The sequence below is a fragment of the Bacteroides sp. CACC 737 genome (assembly GCF_013874375.1).
Taxonomy (GTDB): Bacteria; Bacteroidota; Bacteroidia; order Bacteroidales; family Bacteroidaceae; genus Bacteroides; species Bacteroides uniformis.
Window position 1 is genome coordinate 3,480,451 of sequence record NZ_CP059408.1, and the last position, 24,439, is coordinate 3,504,889.

The window sequence follows — 24,439 nt, forward strand, 5'->3', positions numbered from 1 at the left end:
GTTACAATGGATACGACAACCAACTTCTTGTTTTTCAATTCACGCGATGAGCTTCTTAGATTGGACATTTCCAAGATTGTATATTTTGAGTCTGATGGAAATTACACCAATATAATACTTACGAACAAGCTACGCGGTATTATTTGCTTGAATTTAGCCCAGACCGAAAAAGTCCTTGAAGAGCGACTGAAAGAAAAGGCACGCTGCTTTGCCCGTATCGGCAAACGGTTCATCATTAATCTGAACTATGTTTACCAGATAAATGTCATCAAACAGCGACTCGTTTTAAGTGACTATTCATCATTTGCATTTCAACTGGAGATTTCCAAAGAAGCACTGAAAAAACTGAAAGAAATATTCCTCAATATAAAATCTGCATAATAAAAACAATAATGCCATGGAACTTATCATAGGAAGAGAAGCCGGTGCATCCCGCCTGCGTATCAGCATAAACAACCAAGACCGTTTTTGGGGGAACGCCAACAGCGTACCCAAATCCGTCAGCCGCCAGCACTGTAAAGTGGTGACCGATGACAAAGGAGGCTATATCATTACCAATCTGAAACCCGAAAACGTCACTTACGTCAATGGTGTGCAAATCGAGTCCAAGCACATTTCCGGAAAAGACCGCATAGAGCTGGGGTCAGACCGTTACTTCATGGATATAGCGGCCATTATAAAAGGGCTGGGAGCATCAATACCCAAATCGTTCTCTATCCGTCACCTACAAGAAGTATGGGACGAATTTCACGACACCAAACTCCAGATACAGATAAAAGAAAAGAAGTCTGCAGCAATCCGTTCTGTAACAGGCGTATTTTCCATGTCTGCCATTTTCTGCGGATTTATTCCGGGCATTGCCGACCTGCCGGCTTTGCGTGTCATTCTATATTCTGCAGGACTTTTATTGGCCATCTATTTCTTTGTGATAACCTACCGGTCATCTTCTACACTTCCCAGGTTTCTGGACGACCTTGATAAGAAATTTCATAAGGACTATGTGTGCCCCAACCCGGAATGCCATCATTTCATGGGATATCAACAGTATGACGACCTGAAAAAGATGACGAGCTGTCCCTATTGCAAATCCAAATTTACCGAGAAGTAAGAATCCCTTGAAAAATGAGGGATTGATACCTTAAACCGCAGGGTTTATGTAGTATACTTTTTGAAATTTGCCATTGTATGCCTCTCTTTATATTTTTGTTGCAGAATAAGTTATAAACCATTAAAAATGAGCAACTATGAAGACTAAAAAAACAAACCAGGAAAGCACTAATTCCACACAGAAAAATGTGGAACAGAAAAGTTACAATTGGCAAAATGGCGCCAGCTCATCCATCGGAGCTGCAATAGGCGTAGCGGCCGGTTCAATGGCCCAGACAGCTTTTGCAACAGAGCCAGTCACCGAAGGACCGGTACAGCCTCCCCACACTGATACCCCTACAGTAACTTCGGAAGTACCTTTAACCAATGAGCCAATTGCCCCTCAGAAGCCTGATACCCCTGCCACACCTATCATGCCCGGAAACAGCAACGATGAACCGCATAACGAAGATACCATCAGTGTGGTCTCCTATGAAACGGTTACGTGCGAAGACGGCTCGCAAATGGATATAGCCGGTGTTATTGTCAACGGACAAGAAACTCTTGTCGTTGACATCGACCGGGATGGAATAGCAGATGCCATGGTGGCAGATATGGACAATAATGGAATAATTACAGACAATGAGGTCATCAATATAGAAGAGGCAGGCATTCGCATGGAAGGATTGTCTATGGCAACCACACAAGCAACCGGCGTAAACGAGGATGCTACATTGCTGGCAGACAATGACCCAATACCCGACTATATAAATGATGCCGACGTAACCGGCTACATGGCCTAATTCTATTCATCACACTATATTTACTAAAGCTATGAAACGAACAAATATAATCACATTCATCCTATTATTGGGAAGCACCTCCCTGCTCTACGCACACGATTTCACCGTCACCGGAAAAAGTGGAGAGAAATTCTTCTTCAACATTGTAGATGCAAAGAAACAACATGTGGAAGTTACCTACCAAGGGAACATCTCTGCCCCCCAACCCTCTCTGTATACCGGTGAGATATCCGTTCCGGCAAGGGTAAAGCACAACAACACGATATACCGTGTTGTCGGCATTGGCAAGAAGGCATTCAGTAATGCAGCTTCCCTAAAAGGCATTGTACTGCCTTCCGGGCTTTCGTCCATAGGCGATTTTGCCTTTGAAGGTTGCAGCGGATTAGAGAAAATCGTATTTCCCGGCAACAGCGTCCGCTTTGGTGAAGGAGTATTCTTCCGGTGTACAGCAATCGGGCAGGTAACGTTGGGCAGCGACTGGACACAAGTGAACCTCAAAATGTTCCGCTGGAGTGACCGTTTGACCTCCATCGTCATCCCGGCAAAGCTCATCAGCCTGCAGAATTTGAAATCATTGAAACAGTTGCAAAGCATAGAAGTGGATGCCAATAATCCAAACTTTACTTCCATAGACGGAATGCTCTATAACAAAGACAAAACAATTCTGTTAGGTTGCCCCCGCGGACGCTCAGGAAAGATACGTATTCCCGACGGCACCACCGCTATACGCTGGAAGGCTTTAATCGATTGTCCCAATATAACCCAAATCGATTTGCCTGCTTCATTACAGATACTCTCGTACCGGGAGTTCTCCCAGATGGAACACCTGGAGCAAATCATCATGCGCAGAACAGAACCGATATCCACCGCAGAGCTCAACGGACAAAAAGTATTCCTGATAAAAATTGCCGGCAAGCTGAAAATCAAACTGCTCATCCCCCAAACAGCACTAAGTTCCTATAAAGAGGCACTTTGCTCCACAGAAGGAGAATATGCTGAAGTTTCGGCCAACACTCCCGAAGGATTCCCACCCGAATATGCCCTGATACCCTCAATAGTGGAACCCACTAATATGCTGGGGAAAAGCATGTTATCCGGAGTAAAAGATTTTTCAAAATATGATAAACCCTAAATATACAGAAACAATGAAGCCGCAAAATATTATAATCGCCTCGTGCCTATTACTGATGTGTTGTATCATGAGTAATCTGCACGCATCCACATTCCACCCCCAAAATGTACGCAGTAATAACGACACAATTCAGGCCGTCAGGCTAAAAGCTTTGAGTGCTCAGGAAAAGTCTCTTCAGAAGAAGATACAGGAACAAGACAAAAAGCGGAATGCCACCTACAATGATGTCTCCACTGAGACAATGGAGAGATTAAATGACCGGCAAGACTCTATCTGCCTGGATTTACGTTCCCAACTCGTAACGATACAATTAGAAATGGCAGAAATAAAGAAAGAGAACTTGAAAAAAGTACTGAATAACTGGGAAAAGAAAGGGAATTGATTGATATGCAGTTGATAGAGGGCACCCTTCTACAAGAGGGTAAATACAGAATAGAGGGAATACTTGGGCAAGGCGGCTTTGGCATCACCTATTTAGGATGGCAAACAAGACTAAACCGTAGGATAGCCATCAAAGAGTTTTTTATGAAAGAGTATTGCAACCGCAACGCCGATACGTCACACATTACCATCGGGACGGAAGGAAGCCGTGAACTCGTAGCTCGTTTTCAGCAAAAATTCATAAAAGAAGCACAATCCATTGCCGGACTTAACCATCCTAATATTATCCGTATACATGATGTGTTCGAAGAAAACGACACAGCTTACTATGTGATGGAATATATAGAAGGAGGTTCTCTGCAAGAATATGTGACGCGATACGGTGCACTACAAGAAACGGAAGCGCTGCATTACATCCATCAAATAGCAGGAGCATTGAACTATATCCACCAACGGCAGATGAGCCATCTGGATGTGAAACCTGGAAACATTTTGCGGAGAGAAGAGGGAGAAGTAGTGTTGATAGACTTCGGACTATCCAAGCGATACGATGAAAGCGGGCAACAGACCAGTACTACTCCGGTAAGTATCAGTACCGGATATGCACCAATGGAACAATATGTAGCTGGAGGAGTGCAAATATTCACACCAACTACAGATATTTATTCATTAGGTGCTACACTCTATAAATTGCTGACCGGAACGACACCGCCGGCTGCCAACATTGTGTTCGATGACGGACTACCAGCCTTACCCGCAAACATATCGGCAACTACCGAACGAGCGATTCGTGCTGCCATGCAACCCAAAAGACAACGTCCACAAAGCATAAAAGATTTTTTAGAATTGTTGAATAAACCGGAAAGAGAGGATATTACCATCATTGCCAAGAAAGAAAAGTTGCCTCCCCAAAAACAGCCCTCCAGCAGTAACAAGTTACCCATATTTATAGGGGTTGTCGTCGCACTTTTGTTAGCAACAGTTGTCTGGTTTACTCAAAAACCAAGTGATACCACTCCTCTTAAAGAAGAAGCCTTTGCTACGGAAGTAATTCCAACTGAAAACAATCCGGTAGATCTTGGCTTGAGTGTGAAATGGGCAGCCTATAATGTCGGAGCATCTTCTCCCGAAGAATACGGAGGACTATATGGATGGGCGGACCCGACCGGAGAAAAAAAAGCAACAAATAGTAACGATTCTCTCAGTGGCACTCCCCCTTTCAACATTAGCGGCACTCAATATGACATTGCTCGTGCTAAATGGGGAGAGAAATGGAGGCTACCTACACAGCAAGAATTAAAAGAATTATCTGATAAATGTATATGGAAATGGACTGAATACAAAAAAGTTGCAGGCTATATGGTAACAGGACCGAATGGAAATCGAATCTTCCTCCCTGCATCAGGATACTGCTACGCTTACGGTGGAACGGTATATGGTCGAGGAAGAAATGGCCGCTATTGGTCAGGAACACGAAAGACAGCTAATAGCACTTCTAGTAGCGCCTCCAGCCTCGTCTTCAGTATTAACGGCTGGAGTCCGTTGTACAGCGACTATTGTAAGGAGGGAAATTCCGTTCGCCCCGTATCAGAATAAACTGTTATAGTTTGCATTATTTTAATTTTAAATTCCGCCAAAATAAAAAACTATGCAATTACAATCAGGTTCTTTCCTTCAAGGAGGAAAATACAAGATAGAGTCCATATTGGGACAAGGTGGCTTTGGAATTACTTACCAAGCCCTTCAGACCGGATTGAACCGTCAAGTAGCCATCAAAGAATTCTTCATGAAAGACTACTGCGAACGCAATGAGAAGACTTCACATATCATTATGGGTACCCAAAGTAGCCGGGAGTTAGTAGAACGATTCCGCCAAAAGTTTATCAAAGAAGCCCAAATCATTGCAGGATTGGCGCATACACACATTATATCCATCTATGATGTATTTGAAGAAAATGACACAGCTTATTACGTAATGGAGTATATAGATGGCGGTTCTTTAAAAGAACGGATTGAAACCAATGGAGCAATGTCCGATTCTGAAGCATTAAGTTATGTCCTCCAGATAGCTGATGCGTTGGAATATCTTCATCACCGTAAAACCATGCACCTGGACGTAAAGCCATCCAACATTCTGCTTCGGAACAATGGAGAAGCTGTACTAATAGACTTCGGTATATCCAAACGTTATGATGACACCGGTAACCAAACAAGTAGTACGCCAATCGGTATCAGCAAAGGATATGCACCTTTGGAACAATATAAGCAAGGTGGAGTAAAAACATTCTCACCAGGTACAGACATTTACTCTCTCGGAGCAACATTGTTTTATTTGTTGACAAGCCAACAACCGCCAGAGGCCAGTGATGTGAATGACGAGGGACTGCCAGCATTGCCAACAAAGATAAGTCCATTGATAAGAAAGGCCATACAAGGTGCAATGCAACCTCGATGCAAAGATAGACCGCAAAACATTAATGAATTTCTCACATTATTGAATGAAGGGATAAAACCTGGTTTGGAAAATGAAACTACAATATTAGATACCCCTAAAAATGAATTTGTAGCAAAAGAGCATCCTTCTTCCATTCCAAAGCCTCAACGAATTTTCTTATTCAAAAAAGAATGGCTTTGGGGAGTTATAGCTCTAATCCTTATATTATGTACTATTTGGCTCAGCAGAACCAACAAGACGAGTAATATCGCACAAGACAACTCTTTAGCTATTGGGCTTGACAGTACTGTATCCGACAGTGCTATACTTACATCGCCTATATCTATGAATAATTCGGCTCTGCATGATTCATCTATTCGGTATGAGAACTCTAATACAGAAATTGGGCAAACAAGAACCAATGTTCAACACAATGAAATCTCAACAGATCAAATTGTAGATTTAGGTTTAAGTGTAAGATGGGCCGGGTGGAATCTCGGTGCCTCAACTCCTGAAGAATATGGGAATTTATACTACTGGGGAGATTCCACGGGAACAGCCAGCAGTGGACCTACCTCTATTAACATTTATGATTTTGATGATATTTGTGGCTCGGAGTATGATATTGCCCGAACTCAATTAGGGAAATATTGGCGTATGCCAACAGCAAAAGAATTCATGGAACTTAGAGATAAGTGCAAGATAACATGGACCACTTACCAAAAAATAGGGGGATACAAAATTACCGGACCCAACGGCAACAATATATTTCTGCCTGCTGTCGGTATCAAAAACGGACAAAATATAGAAAATCGCGGTTCCATAGCATATTATTGGACTGGTTCCGTAGCTTTAATAGGAGGGGGATTTGTCAAATTCAAAAGAGGACGCGCTTTCCTATTGAAAGATTCAGTTAGGGTTATGCCCAATAATGTTGCACTCCCCATTCGCCCTGTTATCCCCAAAGAAGAAAAACAAAAGAAAGAAGAGCAACAAAGAAAGAAAAAAAGAAAGAGCCTTGAAGAACGAGTTCCCAAATTTGCATCTTCTCCAGCAGATAGATTTAATTCAGAGATTTGTTACAATTGTAACATAAATAATAACAAACAAACAATCAACTACTTAATAATATGAGTAATATAAATAATTATGCACTTAAACAAAATACCATTTTATATGGTAAATCACATACCTATACCATAGAAAAGATATTGGGTCAAGGCTCTTTCGGCATCACCTACTTGGCTATGACCCAAGTCAAAGTTTCCGGAGCATTGGGTGAACTCGAAACAACCATACAAGTTGCCATCAAGGAGTTCTTCATGAAAGACATCAATGGACGAGAAGAAAATACTGTTACTTGTGGAAGCAGAGGAGGGGTCTATTATGACTACAAAAAGAAGTTTTCGCGCGAAGCCGAAAACCTGAGTAAGCTGAACCATCCCCATATCGTTAAAGTGCTGGAATACTTCGAGGCCAACAACACAGTCTACTACGCCATGGAATATGTAGATGGAGGAAATCTGGATACATACATCACACAACAAAAAGGCTTGACGGAAGCAGAAAGCATTATGTATGCCAAACAGATAGGAGACGCTCTATCTTACATGCACGCTCATAAGATGCTTCATCTGGACTTGAAACCTGGAAATATTATGCTCCGTAAGAATCAGGAAGCCGTACTTATCGATTTTGGCTTGTCCAAGCAATATGACGAAAATGGGAAACCGGAAACAAGCACTACAGTGGGAAGTGGTACCCCCGGATATGCACCGATAGAACAGAGTAATTATCATGAAGGTAAAGACTTCCCGGCAACGATGGACGTGTATGCGCTTGGTGCAACTATGTATAAGATGTTGACGGGAATCCGTCCACCAGAGGCTTCAGAAATATTGAATAACGGTTTTCCTGCATATGAGCTACAAAAACATCAAGTAAGCGATTCGTTAATAGCCAGTATCGCAAAAGTCATGTCGGCTATGAAAAAAGACAGACCGCAAAGTGTAGCCGCATTTTTAAGTATATTGGAAAATAAGGATACGGAAACAACTCCCAAAGAAGATATAGGAATAACGCTGGAGGAAGCTACGGTTATCCAAACATCCGCCAATGAAGAACAGACTATGCCTTCAAGTGACGACATATCTTCCCAGCCCCACCCCAAAAATCTAAAATATATTATTCTTGTCCTAATAGCTGTTCTGTCTATTGGAGGAATTATAGCCTATATTACTTCCAGAACAGGTTCCAACTCCGATACAGATACAGAAACAGAATGGCTGTCCGCAACAGACACTGTAACAAATTCTGAACCGAATAACGCATCATCAGTAACAGTACATGCAAGCACATCTGCTGAAAATATAAACCCGAATTCTCATGTAAAAGAAAATGCAGCGACCGGGAATGTAGAACGCCCTGCGCAACAAAACACCGAAACAGCAAACCTGAGTGCCATGAGTGCCAATATGCCTCCAAAGAAAAAGAACGGCTTTAAGGAAACAGCCAAAGCAGCAGAGCAAGGGAATACAGAGGCCCAATATGAGTTAGGAAGAATGTACTTTCTTGGTCGGGATGTCGCAAAGAATGCTACTGAAGCTGAAAAATGGTATCAAAAAGCAGCAAATCAAGGAAATGCAAAAGCCCAAAATGAACTGGGGAACTTGTATTATACGGGACTTAATGTTACGCGAAATTATTCGGAAGCAATAAAATGGTATCAAAAAGCAGCAGAACAAGGCATTGCAAGTGCCCAATATAAATTGGGATATATGTACGATTATGGGCAAGGTATTTCTCAAAATAGGGTAGAAGCTGCAAAATGGTATAAGAAAGCGGCAGAACAAGGAAATGTGGATGCACAGTATAGACTAGGCAATATGTTTTTCTACAAGGTAGGCATTCCAGAAGATATAGACGAAGCTATAAAGTGGTATAAGAAAGCTGCAGAACAAGGAGATATTAAAGCCCAAAAAAAATTAGGAGAGATATATTCCAATGGAGCCAGAAAAAAAGACCCAGAAGCTATAAAATGGTATAAAATGGCTGCAGAGAGAGGGGATGCTGAAGCCTTAAAACGACTAGGAGATATATACGAGAAAGAAAATGCCTTGGAAGCAGTAAAGTGGTATAAAATGGCAGTAGAACAAGGCAATGCTAGTGCATCTTTTTATTTAGGGCTAATATACGAATATGGAAAACCCGGTATTCCTAAGAACAAGGCAGAAGCAATAAAATGGTATAGGAAAGCAGCAGAACAAGGAAGTGAAACTGCCCAAAAAAATCTACGCAAACTTGAGAATGAGTAATAGAGTTCGCGTAGAGATAGCAGGTACTTCCTTCTATACGATTATTTGTAATAGTCAAGACTTGTTCTGACATTTGTTTTACTATCGGACAAAAAAACTGTCAGATGTTTGTTGCGAAGTTACACAAGTTTCATCATCCTCACAACCGAATGAGATTTTATCCTGCTCATTCGGTTTTATCATTTCCTGATTTTGCAGTTGATACTTTCTTGCCACAGCGATTCCTTCGATAAAAGTTTGCATGGGCGTTTTCCCGAAACAGTACTTTCCAGAGTGTGTTCTTTGGGTATTGTAGGAGTTCATCCACATATCAAGGTCTGCTTGCAGCTGTTCGATAGAGGTATAGATTTTCTTTCTGAATGCAATAGCATAGAACTCATTCTGCACGGTTCTGTTAAATCGCTCACATATACCGTTTGTCTGAGGGCTTTTCGCCTTAATCTTAGAATGATCAATGTCTTCCACAGCCAAATACAATTCATACTCATGATTTTCTCTGTTTCCGCAGTATTCTGTTCCTCTATCTGTTAGCATACGCATCAGTTTCAAGTCATGCTGCTCGAAAAAAGGAATAACCCTATCGTTAAGCATATCGGCAGCAACAAGCGCATTCTTTCTGTCATACAACTTGGCAAATCCGATTTTGGAGTAAGTATCAATGACGGTCTGCTGATAAATGTGTCCCACACCTTTGATATATCCTACATAATAAGTGTCTTGGGCAAGTAGAAAACCGGGATAATAAGTTTCTATCTCTCCATGAGCCTGCTTTTCTTCTTTTGCTTTTTCCAATGCCGCCACTTGGTTCTCATCAAGGATAATGCCCTCTTGTTCCACTTTGGCTGACAATGCTTTCAGGCGTTTCTGGAAGGTCTCCATATCGTGCCGTAGCCAAATGGAACGCACTCCGCCCGGCGAAATAAGAATACCTTTCTTACGTAGCTCATTGGATACACGGACTTGCCCCAATGCAGGATTGTCTATCGCCATCTGTACGACTGCCTGCTCGATGTGTTCTTCCACACGGTTCTTTATGACAGGCTTACGGCGAGAAATCTCCTGCAAGGCGACTTCACCGCCTTGTTCATACAACTCTTTGAAACGATAAAAACTGTCACGACTGTAGCCCATAACCTTACAAGCACGTGATACGTTTCCTAACTGTTGGGAGAGTTCAAGCAATCCCAGTTTGTTCTTGATGACCTTTTCTGATGTTGTCATAACTTAATCTGTTTTCTGTTACAAATTTATTCTTTTTATACGTAACTGTCAGATTAAGTCTTGACTAATTCAGATTATTTCATACAAGAATCGCCATCTGTATATAGATTACCATTTCAATTTCCACCAAAATAAAAAGCTATGCAATTACAATCCGGCACTCTCCTCCAAGGAGGAAAATATAAAATAGAAACAGTCTTGGGACAAGGCGGCTTTGGCATCACCTATCTTGCCACACAAGTGGCCTTAGAACGCAAGGTAGCTATTAAAGAATTCTTCATGAAGGAACATTGCAACCGTGACGTTGCAACTTCCCATGTATCAGTCGGTTCACAAGGCAGTCAAGAATTAGTAGCACGTTTCCGCCAGAAGTTCGTAAAGGAAGCCCGGATGATAGCCGGGCTGAATCATCCTCACATCATTCGTATCATTGATGTGTTCGAAGAAAATGAGACAGCCTACTATGTAATGGAATACATGGGAAATGGCTCTCTTGCAGAATATCTAAAAAGGAATGGAGCAGTCAGAGAGTCTAAGGCCCTCCATTATATCTACCAGCTGGCTGATGCCTTAAAGTTTATTCATCAGCACCAAATGAACCACCTTGACATAAAGCCAGGGAATGTATTGTTAGACAATAATAACAACGCCACCCTTATAGACTTTGGACTATCCAAACGCTATGACGGTGAAGGGCATCAAACCAGTACAACCCCTATAGGCATCAGTGCCGGGTATGCTCCAATGGAACAATATAAGCAAGGAGGCGTCAGCACCTTTTCTCCTGCAACAGATATCTATTCTTTGGGAGCAACTTTATACAAGCTCTTGACAAATGAGACTCCACCTGATGCCAGTGATGTGAATGACGACGGGCTTCCTCCACTTCCACCGAGTATATCCCAATCAACGGCCTATACAATTGAGAAAGCCATGCAACCGCGCCGTAGAGACCGTCCACAAAGCATTGATGAATTTTTATCGTTATTGACTAATAACAATAAGCCATCAATGCAGTATAATGAAGAAGAATCTGAAACAACTATAATTCCCTCTATCTCCCCAAAGGCAGAAGAAGAACCGGGTTCACCCAACATTCCTCCCAAACGAGCCAATCATCTTTCAAACCGGGAAATATGGTTGATTGCAATATTAATATTGTTGGTAACCTCTATTTTTGTAATAAACAAAACAAGCTACAATGTGCCTGCTCAGAACTCTGATACAGCAGTTGCAATAGAAAATCCAATCCCTAATCTTCCGGCCCAACCAATTGATTTAGGATTAAGTGTAAAATGGGCAAGTTGGAATGTAGGTGCAAGTTCTCCGGAAGATTATGGAGGCTTATATGGCTGGGCAGACCCAACAGGAAACAATACATCTACAAATAATACTGATTATCCCAACAACAATCCACCCTCCAATATATGCGGCACCAATTATGATATAGCTCACATTAAATGGGGAGAAAACTGGCGTTTACCCACAAAAAATGAAGTGTTGGAATTATGCGAGAAATGTTCATGGAAATGGACTTCATATAAAGGGAGCAATGGGTATATGATAACAGGCCCCAGTGGAAATTACATTTTCTTACCAGCAGTAGGTCAACGCTATGGCACTAACATTGGCAGTCAAAAAAACTTTGGCTATTATTGGTCAGGGACTTTATACTCCACGGGATATTCAAACTACCTTTCTTTCAGCAACACCCAATATCAGCTAAGCTTCACCCTTCGCTATCTTGGATGTTCTGTCCGTCCCGTTTCAAAGTGACCAACATTTAAAACAAAATTCAAAGTTAATATGCAAGGAACTCAACAATCATTAAGAAAAGGTACTATTCTATCTGGTAATTCCTACAATTACAAGATTGAAGGTATTTTAGGCCAGGGGGCTTCCGGTATAGCCTATCTTGCTTCAATACAACTTCAAGGAGAGTTAGGTTGCCTAAATACCCATACACAAGTAGCCATAAAAGAATTTTTTCAGAAGAATTTCAATGGTAGGGAGGGCACTACTGTAACTTGTTCCAATGAAAAGGCTTTTAAAGAATATAAAACAAAATTCCTTCGGGAAGCCAAGAATCTTTCAAAACTCAAACATCCACATATTGTAGACATTCTGGAAGCTTTTGAAGCAAACAATACTTGCTATTACGTAATGGAATATTTAGAAGGCGGGAGTTTTGATTCTTATATAAAAACAGAAAACGGTCTCTCCGAATCAGAAGCTTTGACATGCATCCGTCAAATAGGGGAAGCACTGCAATTCATGCATAACAATAGGATGTTGCATCTTGATCTAAAACCGAAGAATATAATGCGGCGTAAAGATGGTTCTATAGTATTAATCGATTTCGGCCTTTCCAAACAATACAATTCACAAGGAGAACCTGAAACAAGTACTGCCATCGGATATGGCACCCCAGGCTATGCCCCAATTGAACAAAGCTGTTATCGCGATGGAGAAGGTTTTCCTATAACAATCGATATTTATGCCTTAGGAGCTACATTATTTAAAACATTGACCGGAAAAACGCCTCCCAACGCTTCTAATATTATGAACTATGGCTTTCCGGAAGCCGAATTGCAAGAAAGAAACATCAGTAACAAGACCATTACTGCCATACAGCATGCAATGAAACCAGAAAAGAATGCAAGAACACAAACTGTAGAAACTTTTATCCAGGAAATTGAAGGAGGTCATGCAGAAGACACCATTCTTATTGAAGATAATTCATTGATAGTTTTGCCGGAAACAAACAAAATAACCCTATCATTAGAAAAGGTATTCATGGGAAGTGATAGAAATTTTTCTACAGATATTATAATCACCGCAAACTCTATTGCACTTACCGTAAAAGTATTCACTATACCAGAAACCAAGATACAGACTTATACTTATCCATATACCTCTCAAAAATTCAAAAAACTATTATCAAACCTACGAGAGTTAAGTTTACAAACAGCTTATGACTCATTCAATTATGAAGTGGATAATGCACCAGATATTTTTTACCGCATGCGATTCTCCCTCTTCTCTACAAAAAAATCCTATGCAGATATAAAGGTGGAGTATGAGGCTTTAGATGAATTACGCACCAATGAATTGCCCAAAAACTGGCATGGCATATTCTCAAGGCTTCAAAGGGCCATCACTTCCCAAATTCCTTCTTTCAACGAAACTGTTCTCACAGTAGTTTCTAATAAAACGCCCCCTGAAGAGGGAGCAAAGGTCATAAGCATAGCAAAAGAAAGCTTTATGGCCATCTTTGCTGGAGTCATGACTCTAATGCTAATAATTGGACCCAACATAGGAGTAGGAGGAATTATCACCATAACAAGCCTTGTCATCTTACCAGACTTGCTCATATTTTGGTTATCACCTCGAAAGAAGCTTCATGCGATTTTATTTTCTGCAACAATCATACTACTACTCGCAATCAACCATATAACACATCAATAAATCTTATAGATTATGCAATTACAAAACGGAACTCTTCTGCAAGGAGGAAAATATAAAATAGAAACAGTCTTAGGACAAGGAGGGTTCGGCATCACCTATTTGGCCACCCAAACGCTAACCGACAAAAAAGTCGCTATAAAGGAGTTTTTCTTTAAAGAATATTGTGAGCGTGACAATGTGTCGGGCACAGTAACAGTGCCAACAACCAGTAAGAAAAAATTTGTAGAGAAGTTTCAAAAGAAATTTCTAAAAGAGGCTAAGATTAGCTCAGACCTCAATCACAAGAATATTATACGAGTGCTTGACGTATTTCAGGAGAATGACACTTCCTACTATAGCATGGAATATATCATTGGAAAATCGTTGGCACAAGAAATTAATGCCAAAGGGAAAATTGATGGAAAAAAATTCTCAAAAGACATGATTATGCGCCCTTATGCGATACAAAACGACATAAAAGCTGGTTTGAAAAAATATTTCGGGGTGGTGACCGATGACGAGCTGATGGACAACCTTCAACTGAACAACGAATTATACAATATCAACAACCTCCCTCTGCCCGAAACAGACCCATGGATTACAAAAGATGGTGTTTTCTTCTCGTATGCTCCCTATGAAATTGCCAGTTACGCAGCAGGCGCTCCCTCCATTGTGATACCCATCAGCAAAGTCAAGAACCACGTCACTTCTACAGCAAAAACATTCTTTGATGAATAAAACGACCTCATCAGCTTGAGAATGACCACCTATACGGTTATTTCATACAAGAATCACCGCATTTCATGTAATATACACAAATCCTTATATAGGTTATCATTTCAAATCAATATCTTTGAAACATAAAAGAAAACATTGGTTATGGAAAAGAAGCAGTTAAAAGTCTCAGAATCAGAATACGCTAAGAATCTTGGAGTAGCTGCAAGCGCGGGAGCAGCAATAGGAGGAGCGGCTTTTGCAGCAGCAGCTTATTCAACAAGAGCATGGGAAACTGACTCTAATGAAGACAACGAGACACTGGAAATTGCAGAGGAAAGCAGCACTGATGAGATGATACAACCAGAAACTGTATCTATAGAAATATCAGATCCCGTCACTGCAGACATAGCCTACACCATAGACCCTCTTTCTCCGGCTGAAAGTGAAGCGATAGACATGGCCAGTACGGAGAATGATGAAATTGTCATCGAAGACATTGAATATCCAGACGAAGGAGATATCTTTCAATCAGATATGCAAGACGTCATGGACTGGGTAGCAGGAGAAACGATGGATATTCCTTTGCTGGACAATGCTATATACAGTGATGATACCATTGTAGAAGACAGTCAACTGTTTTCTATATGAAAAGACATTATTAATACTAAAAAATATCAGCCTTATGAACTCAGAAGACACCATTCTTAACCAGCAACAGAACGACAACGAAGAAACATTGCCGAACAACAATCAGAGCACCTCAAAGGAACAGCCTGCGAAAAAAGCCAGTTCATGGAAACATGTAACAATAGGTGGCATATCTGGAATTTTATTAGGTGGCGCCAGTACCTTTTTCACCAGCTCTTCCAGTGCCGCCAATGACAGTGACGCTCCCAGCCACGGCAGCCAGTCAGCAACAAGCCATGGCTCTACTCCCGTTTCTCCAGACTCACACATCTCTGTAGAAGGGTTACCGGTTGCAACAGTCAGTGACGATATGTCTTTCAGCGAAGCCTTTGCAGCAGCGCGCCAGGAGGTAGGACCGGGAGGAGTCTTTGAATGGCACGGTGACGTATACGGTACATATTACGCCAATGAATGGAGTGACATGACACCAGAACAGCGGGCAGAATTCGGAAGTCGCGTTTCCTATGGAGCAAGTGGTTCGGGAAATCACGAGACAGCAGAACACGCTACAGAAGAGAGCCATAATGTAGCGGAACATCATGCAACGGAAGAACCGGAAATAGTCAATGTGGAACATGAAAATGCACACGTTGAAGATGAAGTTCAGATTGTAGGAATCAGTGATGAAACCATGGATGACGGCTCGATGGTTACCATCGGACAACTGGAAATAAACGGACAAGAAGTTTATGTGGTAGATGTGGATCATAACGGCACTTTCGACCTGATGGGAGCCGATGTAAATGGAGATGGAGTAATCAGCGAAAATGAAGTCTACAACATACAAGACCAAGGACTGGAAGTTGCCGATTTGCAGCAGCAGATGGATGCAATACCCTCGGATGATTATCTGGCAGATATGCCTGATTATATTAATGATGCTGACTCCAGCGGATTTGCCTAATCAACGGACAAGATGAGAATGAAGCGGATATTATTTTCACTGATATGCATATGCTTGTTTAGCCTGCAAAGCCTGGCACAGAATATATATTTAGTTTCCGTAGGCATTGCAGACTATCCCGGCACAGAGAATGATTTAACATTGCCTGCCAAAGATGCAGAGACCATACAATGGATATATCAGAAAAATCAGAAAGCAGAAACAATATTATTAATCGATGCACAAGCCACCCGAAGTAATGTATTAAGCAGTATGACGCGAATTTTCAATAAAGCCTCAGCCAAAGACATCATTGTCCTTTTTTTTAGTGGTCATGGATATAAAGGTGGATTTGTGGGCTATGATGCAATGATTACTTATCAAGACATCAAGAAAACAATGGCAAAAAAGTGCAGCCAAGAACAAAATGATATTTGCAGATGCATGTTTCTCTGGAAAGATGAGAGAACCACGTAGAAACTCATCGAATATATCCCCCTCTTCATTAAAAGTAATGCTGTTCCTTTCTTCCCGTGAAAATGAAGTCTCTATAGAGTCTCCTTCCATGAAAAACGGGTTCTTCACAACATGCCTGCAACGGGGACTACGAGGCGGAGCCGACGTAAACCGTGATCGGATCATCACAGCTAAAGAGCTTTTCGAATTTGTCAGCCAAGGGGTAAAAAAGCTGTCAAGGGACAAGCAGCACCCTGTCATGTGGGGTAAGTTCAGCGATTCTATGCCGGTAATGATATGGTAACAATAATAGAATAGAACAAATGGAATCAGAATTATTAAGAATCAAGTGTCCGAACTGCGGTGCCGTTCTGACTATAAAAAAGATAGCAGGCCTGGAAACCAAGAGTATTCCATGCCCAGTATGCAAAAAGGCATCAAAGTACATTGACTACAAAGTTCCCAAACAACAATATACTCCACCGAATGAAAATGATGACACCACCATGGGAGATGAAACCCACATTGACCATTCAAAAAATCAGAGTATCGGCAAACTTCAGAAAATTGGCACAAGTCATATGTATACTTTATCCCTAGGGATAAATACAATCGGACGAAAGGCACAAACATCAAACGCCACTGTACAGATTGATACAGATGACCTTACAATGAGCCGTTCACATTCCATTATTGAGGTACGCAAACTGAAAACCGGTGGTTATATACACTATTTTTCGAATGCTCAAAACAAAAATGCCACTTATATCAATTCTGGATTAATTGAAAATGGTGACCGTATCATACTGCATGGAGGTGAAATCATAAAAATGTCGAATACGACATTGAAATTCATACTTCTTTCTGAAGATGATACAATCATTTAAACCTAAAACAAAATTGGATATGAAATATGTTTTAAACCCCTTAACTATCTACGAATTGGGACAACGGAGCAATCAGGAAGATTCCATCTTCCCCGTATCAGGTGAAGTAACGGCAGAAGACCGCCTGTTTATCGTATGCGATGGAATGGGTGGTCATGAGTCGGGTGAGGTTGCCAGCCAGACAGTATGCCAAACGATGAGTGAATACATCTTGTCACAAACTTCACCGGAAGGGGCTTTCACAGACGAGCAATTTAACGAGGCGCTCAATGCAGCCTATGATTCATTAGACCAAAAGGATAATGGTGCCGCCAAAAAGATGGGGACCACCATGACTCTTCTGAAATTTCATAGTGGCGGATGCCTGCTTGCCCATATCGGTGACAGCCGCATCTATCATATCCGACCTTCTGAAAGATACATTTTCCACACAAGAGATCACTCGTTGATAAACGACCTATATGACATCGGTGAAATCACCCTTGAAGAGATGAAAACCTCAAAGCAGAAGAATGTCATTACCCGTGCCATGCAACCCAACCTGGAAAGACGTCCTAAAGCAGACATAAAACATATTACAGACATCCGCCCCGGTGACTATTTCTTCATGTGCTCGGATGGCATGTTAGAGGAAACTGACGATAGTGACTTGCTGAATATCCTCTCTGACCCTGACACAACAGATGATGAAAAAATACAAATCCTGACCAAGGTCAGTGAAAACAACCGGGATAATCATTCTGCATTTCTTATTCATATTTTAGACTTAATTCCGGATAATTATACAAAAGAAGAAAAAGGCAAAGAAGAAAGTCCTATAGAATCCGTTCCGGACAACCGTGTCATGACTGCTGGAACAAGGACAATCGAAAGAGAGGGGAAAAAGAGCGCTGAAACTAAAGAGGATAAGAGACAAAAGCGCAGGCTGCCGATTGTCAAGATTCTTGCATTCGCCATATTACTTTTTATCGTTATCTACGCCGCTTCTTTCGTTCTGTTGAAAGCTATAAAGGGGGAGAAAGAGCATTCCAAAACAAATCACCAAATAGAAAACACTATATTACAAAAATAATCCAAGAATATGCAGCTACTATCGGAAACATCTCTGCAAGGAGGCAAATATAAAATAGAAAAAGTACTTGGCCAAGGTGGTTTTGGCATTACTTACTTAGGGCTTCAGACGGGACTGAACCGGTCTGTCGCCATTAAAGAGTTCTTTATGAAAGAATACTGTGAACGCGAAGAGACTACTTCCAAAGTTCTTCTGGGCTCACAAGGTAGTCGAGATATAGTGGACCGTTTCCGAATAAAATTCATAAAAGAAGCTCAAACCATTGCCCAGATGGACAATCCGCATATCATCCGCATTCATGACATTTTTGAGGAAAATGCAACTGCATATTATGTAATGGAATATATTGACGGAGACTCTTTGGACAGGTTAATACAGAAGCAAGGGAAGTTAGACACCGCGGTAGCATTAAACTACATCTGCCAAACAGCTAAAGCATTACAGTATATCCATCAAAAGAAGATTTTACACTTAGACATCAAACCTTCCAACATTCTGCTCAGAGGTGAGGAAGATGCTGTATTAATAGATTTCGGAATTTCCAAACGATATGATATAGACGGAAGTCAAACGAGCACCACTCCTACAGGAATCAGTAAAGGTTATGCCCCCATAGAACAATATAGACAAGGTGGTACAAGCATGTTCATGCCCAGCACAGACATTTATTCATTAGGCGCTACCATGTATAAGTTACTGACAGGAGAAACACCGCCCGAAGCTTCTGACATTGTAGACGAAGGATTAACAATTCCAGATTATATAGCTCCCAGAATAGCAACTGCAATAGAAAAGTGTATGGCTCCAGCACGCAAACAAAGGCCACAATCTATTACAGAATTTCTGTCCCTGATAGCAATGGAGCCTCATGAACATCCTCAAGACGGTACATCTTCTTCTAAGGAAAACACGGTTATACAAAAAAGGACAGACCACCAATATCTATCAATTGACGTAAAAGGAATTTTATTCAAAATGTGTTTCGTTGAAGCAGGAACTTTCATGATGGGAGCTACTTCAGAACAAGAGCACGAAGCCTATAGTGACGAAAAAAGCAACAAAAGAGTGGATATACAGAACTTCTACTTGGGAGAAACCACTGTTACCCGGAAATTATGGAATGCGATTATGGGAAACTATCAATCGGAATCCAAAGAGGAGAATCTTCCTATCGAGAATATATCATGGATTGACTGCATAGATTTTATTCAAAGACTAAACAATGTTACCGGACGCAAGTTCCGTCTTCCAACCGAAGAAGAATGGGAGTATGCGGCACGAGGAGGAAATCAAAGCAAAGGGTATAAATACGCCGGTTCAAATTCTATTGATGAAGTTGCATGGTATGATGAGAACAGCGAACATCACACCCATCCCGTGGCTTTAAAAAGACCGAATGAATTGGGATTGTATGACATGAGCGGAAACATTCAAGAATGGTGTTCCTCTTTCTACGAATATGGCTCAAATCGGACTCTACGAGGCGGATGCTATTTATCATCACCACGAAGATGCCGTGTTTCATGTAGAAACAACAATAGCCAAGTGTATCATGATGCAAGCATAGGATTACGATTGGCTTTATAAACAGCTACGGAGCGGGATTCCACATGAACTTCCTCCTTTATATGACTTGTTTGGCTATCCATGCACAAGCCTCCGCATCCGCCAATGCATGGTGGTGTTGCTCCAGTTGGTAGCCACAACAAGCTGCCACTGTGTGCAACTGATAGTTGGGCAATCCTTTCAGGACGCGACGTGATGCCTGCAAAGTACAATGAAACTCATAATCCGGATAATCCATGCAGTAAGTACGGAAAACAGCTTTCAGGCAGCTTTCATCAAAGGCCTTGTTGTGCGCTACCAATGGCAAGCCTTCAATGCGAGGAGCTATTTCCTGCCACACAACGGGAAAGATAGGAGCATCCCGGGTATCTGCCAACGTCAGACCATGCACGCGGGTATTCCAATAAGTGTAATACTCCGGTTCGGGACGGATGAGGTTATAATAATGGTCCACAATCTCTCCATCACGTACGATAACCACTCCTACACTACAAACGCTGGTACGCTGTTCGTTGGCCGTTTCAAAATCAATGGCAGCAAAATCTTTCATCCGATATGGTTTTATAGTCGCCAAAGATACGAAAAATTCACTCTGTTCCTTTCATTCTACACCTGGTTTCCATTATCTTTGTCCCCCGGACAAAGGCTAAAATATCATGGAACATCCACTTTCGCAATTCAAATATTGTCCGAAATGCGGTTCAGCCCATTTCGAAGTTCATAACGGGAAGTCAAAGCAATGCGCCGACTGCGGTTTCGTCTACTACTTCAACCCCTCTTCCGCCACCGTCGCCTTAATACTGAACGAATGCGACGAACTGCTGGTTTGCCGCCGTGCCAAAGAGCCTGCCAAAGGGACGCTGGACCTTCCCGGAGGCTTCATCGACATGACCGAGACCGGCGAGGAAGGCGTTGCCCGCGAAGTGAAGGAAGAAACCGGCATGAAGGTGGCAAAGGCCGAATATCTCTTCTCCCTGCCCAACATCTACATCTATTCCGGCTTCCCCGTACACACGCTGGATATGTTTTTCCGTTGTACGGTGGAGGACACCTTGCACTTCAAGGCGATGGACGACGCGGCAGACCTCTTCTTCCTCCCCTTGAAAGATATCCGTACGGAAGAGTTCGGGCTCGGCTCCATCCGCAAAGGAGTGGGTATCTTCCTGGAAGACATGCGAAAGAACAAAAGCGAATGATTATTCGTTCCTATTATGGTATATATCCTAAAAAAGCCAAACAAGTGTAACATTTCCGGGTTAAAACCCGTATTTTTGTAAAATACCTATTCTAACAAAAGAAGATGAAACATAAAATCTCCCGAATATTGTGCACAGCACTCTGTTGCGCACCTTTACTCGCCTCAGCACAAACAAGCGAGAAGAGTACTTCTCCCAAGCGACTCTACCAGGAAGGACAGACGTTGTTCCAACAAAAGGCCTATGCCGCCGCCATCTCCCCGTTGCAAGCCTATGTACGCCAGATGAATGCAGACGGCAAGCCTCTGCCCGACACGGGCGAGCGACAGGAAGCGGAATACATGCTGGTATGCGCCGCATACGAACTCAGAGACCCCAAAAGCATAGACCTGCTCCGTGCCTTCCTGGACGAATATCCCGATACTCCCCATGCCAACCGCATCTACGCACTGATTGCCTCCGCCTACTTCTTCGAAGGCAATTATGACGATGCCCTCGCCATGTTCAACTCCGCCCGCCTCGACCTGCTGGGTTCCGAGGAGCGAGACGACATGACCTACCGCCTTGCCACCTGCTACCTGAAAACGGGCAACGTAAAGGAAGCAGCCATCTGGTTCGAGACTCTGCGTAGCACCAGCCGCAAGTATGCAGCGGACTGTGCTTACTACATCTCTTATATCCGATATACCCAAGGACGGTATGACGAAGCGCTCAGCGGTTTCCTGCCTTTGCAGGACAATGCCAAATACAAGGACTTGGTTCCCTATTACATCGCCGAAATCTATCTGTTGAAGAAGCAGTACGACAAGGCGGAAATCGTGGCGCAGAATGCACTGTCAGCCCATCCCGACGGTCTGAGCTACACCCACACGGCGGAGCTGAACCGTATCCTCGGTACAGCCGAATACCATTTCGGGAAGTATCACGAAGCCGTAAAGTCCTTCGGACAATATATAGAACACAATGCCGAATCTGCCGCTCATAGAAGGGATGCCCTTTACATGCTGGGAATGTCCTATTATCAATGCGGCGTGTATTCGCAAGTCCCCTCCGTCCTCGGCAGAGTGACTGCCGAAAACGACGCCCTTTCGCAGAACGCATACCTGCACATGGGACTGTCTTATCTGCAACTGGCAGACAAGACCAAAGCGCGTATGGCTTTCGAGCAGGCTGCCGCCTCCAACGCCGATATGAAAGTCAAGGAACAAGCCGCCTATAACTACGCCTTATGCATCCACGAGACCTCCTATTCCGCTTTCGGCGAATCGGTGACCGTCTTTGAGAAATTCCTGAACGAGTTCCCGAACTCTCCTTATGCCGAGAAAGTCAGCAACTACCTGGTGGAAGTGTACATGAATACACGCAGCTACGATGCCGCACTCAAATCCATCGACCGCATCTCCCATCCCAGCAAAGCCATTCTGGAAGCCAAGCAGAAGATTCTGTTCCAACTCGGGACCCAGTCTTTTGCCAACACACAGTTCGAGCAAGCCATCGGTTACTTCAACCAAAGCGTCACGCTGGGACAATACAACCTCCAGACCAAGGCAGACGCCCTCTACTGGCTCGGCGAGTCTTATTACCGCCTGAACCGGATGAGAGAAGCCGCCCGCAATTTCAACGAATATCTGTCACTCACCCGGCAGAGGGATACGGAAATGTTTGCCCTTGCCTACTATAACCTGGGCTACATCGCTTTCCACCAGAAAGACTATTCGACGGCAGAGAACCGTTTCCGCAACTTTGTCCAACTGGAGAAAGGCGAAAACCCGACCGCATTGGCAGATGCCTACAACCGCATCGGTGACTGTAACCTGCACGTCCGCCGTTTCGAGGAAGCCAAGCAATACTACGCCAAAGCTGAGAACCTGAACACTCCCGCCGGAGACTATGCCGTCTATCAATTAGCACTGGTATATGGCATGCAGAAAAACTATACGGAAAAGGTGAGCATGCTGGACCGACTTGCAGCCAAATATCCCAACTCGCCCTACGCCATCAATGCCCTCTACGAGAAGGGACGCTCCTACGTACAGAGCAACAACAGCCGCCAGGCTATCGCCACCTTCCGCGAGCTGCTTGCCAAATACCCCGAAAGCCCCGTCAGCCGTAAAGCCGCCGCCGAAATCGGCCTGCTTTACTACCAGAACGACGACTATGACCGTGCCATAGAAGCCTACAAACATGTAGTCACCCAATATCCCGGAAGCGAGGAAGCCCGCCTTGCCATGCGCGACTTAAAGTCCATCTACGTAGATGCCAACCGCGTGGATGAGTTTGCCGCCCTTGCCGCCCAAATGCCGGGAGAAATCCGCTTCGAACCCAGTGAGCAAGACTCGCTGACTTACATCGCTGCCGAAAAAGTATATATGAAAGGCGAAGCCGCACCTGCCAAAGAGAGCTTCACCCGCTATCTGCAAAGTTATCCGGGAGGCGCTTTCAGCCTGAATGCACACTACTACCTCTGCGTCATAGGCAAAGAGCAGAAAGATGACGAGGCGGTATTGGAACATGCCGGAAAACTGCTGGAATACCCCGATAACCCATATTCTGAAGAGGCTTTGCTGATGCATGGAGAAATTCTGTTCAACCGCCAGCAATATGACCTGGCATTGGCCGACTACAAGAAATTGCAAGCCAAAGCCACCACGGCAGAGCGCCGCCAGCTTGGCGCTATCGGTGTACTGCGCTGTGGAGCACTGATGCATGATGATGCGGAAGTCATCAACGCCGCCACAGCCTTGCTTGCCGAAGCCAAGCTGTCTCCGGAGCTCCGGAACGAGGCATTGTACTACCGTGCCAAGGCATACCTCAACCAGAAAGCCGACAAGAAGGCAATGGATGACCTTCAACTGCTGGCCAAAGACACCCGTACCCTTTATGGAGCCGAAGCCAAATATCTGGTGGCATTACAATGGTACAACACCGGTAATTATGCCTCTGCAGAAAAGGAAATCCTTAATTTCATCGACCAGAGCACACCGCATGCCTACTGGCTGGCACGCAGTTTCATCCTTCTGTCTGATGTATATGTAGCCATGGACAAAAAGCTTGATGCACGCCAATACCTATTGAGCCTGCAGCAGAACTACCAGGCCGACGACGATATAGCAAGTATGATTGACGAAAGACTGGAGAAATTGAAGTAAGAAATATA

General features: G+C 43.1%; 22 protein-coding genes. 20 read left to right on the forward strand and 2 right to left on the reverse strand.

From position 1 onward, the window contains the following. Positions 1-6: 6 nt before the first annotated feature. The 8 genes from H1A11_RS14645 to H1A11_RS14680 all read left to right on the forward strand — a co-directional run bounded on the left by H1A11_RS14645 (position 7) and on the right by H1A11_RS14680 (position 9,150). Positions 7-381: a LytTR family DNA-binding domain-containing protein gene (locus tag H1A11_RS14645; RefSeq protein WP_009037653.1), complete on the forward strand. Its 375-nt coding sequence runs from the start codon at positions 7-9 to the stop codon at positions 379-381. Between the two features lie 16 nt (positions 382-397). Further along, positions 398-1,108 (forward strand): FHA domain-containing protein, encoded by a 711-nt coding sequence (locus H1A11_RS14650; protein ID WP_119961369.1) that lies wholly within the window; start codon positions 398-400, stop codon positions 1,106-1,108. 136 nt (positions 1,109-1,244) lie between these two features. After that, positions 1,245-1,889: a hypothetical protein gene (locus tag H1A11_RS14655; RefSeq protein WP_117958803.1), complete on the forward strand. Its 645-nt coding sequence runs from the start codon at positions 1,245-1,247 to the stop codon at positions 1,887-1,889. A gap of 31 nt (positions 1,890-1,920) precedes the next feature. Beyond that, positions 1,921-3,021 carry a leucine-rich repeat domain-containing protein gene (locus H1A11_RS14660; protein WP_131225583.1) on the forward strand — a complete coding sequence of 367 codons (1,101 nt, stop codon included), beginning with the start codon at positions 1,921-1,923 and terminating at the stop codon, positions 3,019-3,021. Between the two features lie 13 nt (positions 3,022-3,034). After that, entirely contained in the window at positions 3,035-3,403 is a 369-nt protein-coding gene (locus H1A11_RS14665) for a hypothetical protein (RefSeq protein WP_129643329.1), read from the forward strand. 5 nt (positions 3,404-3,408) lie between these two features. Then, positions 3,409-4,998, forward strand: coding sequence for a serine/threonine-protein kinase (locus H1A11_RS14670; RefSeq protein WP_226791250.1), 1,590 nt, complete (start codon positions 3,409-3,411; stop codon positions 4,996-4,998). A 52-nt stretch (positions 4,999-5,050) separates the two neighbouring features. After that, on the forward strand, positions 5,051-6,970 hold the full coding sequence (locus H1A11_RS14675; RefSeq protein ID WP_138344686.1) for a serine/threonine-protein kinase: 1,920 nt from the start codon (positions 5,051-5,053) through the stop codon (positions 6,968-6,970). Next, a complete protein-coding gene (locus H1A11_RS14680; RefSeq protein ID WP_181757377.1) occupies positions 6,967-9,150 on the forward strand; it encodes a serine/threonine-protein kinase in 2,184 nt (727 codons plus the stop codon). Before H1A11_RS14675 ends, H1A11_RS14680 begins: the two co-directional genes overlap by 4 nt. 81 nt (positions 9,151-9,231) lie before the next feature. Here the strand turns inward: H1A11_RS14680 and H1A11_RS14685 are convergent, their stop codons facing one another. Beyond that, entirely contained in the window at positions 9,232-10,371 is a 1,140-nt protein-coding gene (locus H1A11_RS14685) for an IS481 family transposase (RefSeq protein ID WP_094582489.1), read from the reverse strand. A gap of 141 nt (positions 10,372-10,512) precedes the next feature. Here H1A11_RS14685 and H1A11_RS14690 point away from each other — a divergent pair, with 141 nt between their 5' ends. The 10 genes from H1A11_RS14690 to H1A11_RS14735 all read left to right on the forward strand — a co-directional run bounded on the left by H1A11_RS14690 (position 10,513) and on the right by H1A11_RS14735 (position 20,107). Further along, positions 10,513-12,147 (forward strand): serine/threonine-protein kinase, encoded by a 1,635-nt coding sequence (locus H1A11_RS14690; protein WP_138344689.1) that lies wholly within the window; start codon positions 10,513-10,515, stop codon positions 12,145-12,147. A gap of 30 nt (positions 12,148-12,177) precedes the next feature. Then, a complete protein-coding gene (locus H1A11_RS14695; RefSeq protein WP_138344691.1) occupies positions 12,178-13,839 on the forward strand; it encodes a serine/threonine-protein kinase in 1,662 nt (553 codons plus the stop codon). A gap of 12 nt (positions 13,840-13,851) precedes the next feature. Further along, positions 13,852-14,556, forward strand: coding sequence for a DUF3298 domain-containing protein (locus tag H1A11_RS14700; protein WP_171030406.1), 705 nt, complete (start codon positions 13,852-13,854; stop codon positions 14,554-14,556). Between the two features lie 141 nt (positions 14,557-14,697). Further along, positions 14,698-15,183: a hypothetical protein gene (locus H1A11_RS14705; protein WP_119961491.1), complete on the forward strand. Its 486-nt coding sequence runs from the start codon at positions 14,698-14,700 to the stop codon at positions 15,181-15,183. A gap of 34 nt (positions 15,184-15,217) precedes the next feature. Then, positions 15,218-16,126, forward strand: coding sequence for a hypothetical protein (locus H1A11_RS14710; RefSeq protein WP_119961490.1), 909 nt, complete (start codon positions 15,218-15,220; stop codon positions 16,124-16,126). A gap of 12 nt (positions 16,127-16,138) precedes the next feature. Further along, positions 16,139-16,582 (forward strand): caspase family protein, encoded by a 444-nt coding sequence (locus H1A11_RS14715; RefSeq protein ID WP_181757378.1) that lies wholly within the window; start codon positions 16,139-16,141, stop codon positions 16,580-16,582. Beyond that, positions 16,566-16,865, forward strand: a complete 300-nt coding sequence (locus H1A11_RS14720; protein WP_181757379.1) for a caspase family protein — start codon at positions 16,566-16,568, stop codon at positions 16,863-16,865. Before H1A11_RS14715 ends, H1A11_RS14720 begins: the two co-directional genes overlap by 17 nt. A gap of 19 nt (positions 16,866-16,884) precedes the next feature. Continuing rightward, positions 16,885-17,448 (forward strand): FHA domain-containing protein, encoded by a 564-nt coding sequence (locus tag H1A11_RS14725; protein ID WP_117600149.1) that lies wholly within the window; start codon positions 16,885-16,887, stop codon positions 17,446-17,448. Between the two features lie 19 nt (positions 17,449-17,467). Further along, positions 17,468-18,520 carry a PP2C family serine/threonine-protein phosphatase gene (locus H1A11_RS14730; protein WP_165491365.1) on the forward strand — a complete coding sequence of 351 codons (1,053 nt, stop codon included), beginning with the start codon at positions 17,468-17,470 and terminating at the stop codon, positions 18,518-18,520. Positions 18,521-18,529: 9 nt separating this feature from the next. Further along, positions 18,530-20,107, forward strand: coding sequence for a bifunctional serine/threonine-protein kinase/formylglycine-generating enzyme family protein (locus tag H1A11_RS14735; RefSeq protein WP_165491366.1), 1,578 nt, complete (start codon positions 18,530-18,532; stop codon positions 20,105-20,107). Between the two features lie 37 nt (positions 20,108-20,144). On the opposite strand, the gene H1A11_RS14740 is transcribed toward H1A11_RS14735, so the two are convergent. Further along, positions 20,145-20,636: a 3'-5' exonuclease gene (locus H1A11_RS14740; RefSeq protein ID WP_131225589.1), complete on the reverse strand. Its 492-nt coding sequence runs from the start codon at positions 20,634-20,636 to the stop codon at positions 20,145-20,147. Between the two features lie 106 nt (positions 20,637-20,742). On the opposite strand from H1A11_RS14740, the gene H1A11_RS14745 reads away from it, so the two are divergent. Next, positions 20,743-21,282, forward strand: coding sequence for an NUDIX domain-containing protein (locus H1A11_RS14745; RefSeq protein WP_131225590.1), 540 nt, complete (start codon positions 20,743-20,745; stop codon positions 21,280-21,282). Positions 21,283-21,386: 104 nt separating this feature from the next. After that, positions 21,387-24,431 carry a tetratricopeptide repeat protein gene (locus H1A11_RS14750; RefSeq protein WP_138344695.1) on the forward strand — a complete coding sequence of 1,015 codons (3,045 nt, stop codon included), beginning with the start codon at positions 21,387-21,389 and terminating at the stop codon, positions 24,429-24,431. Positions 24,432-24,439 lie beyond the last annotated feature (8 nt).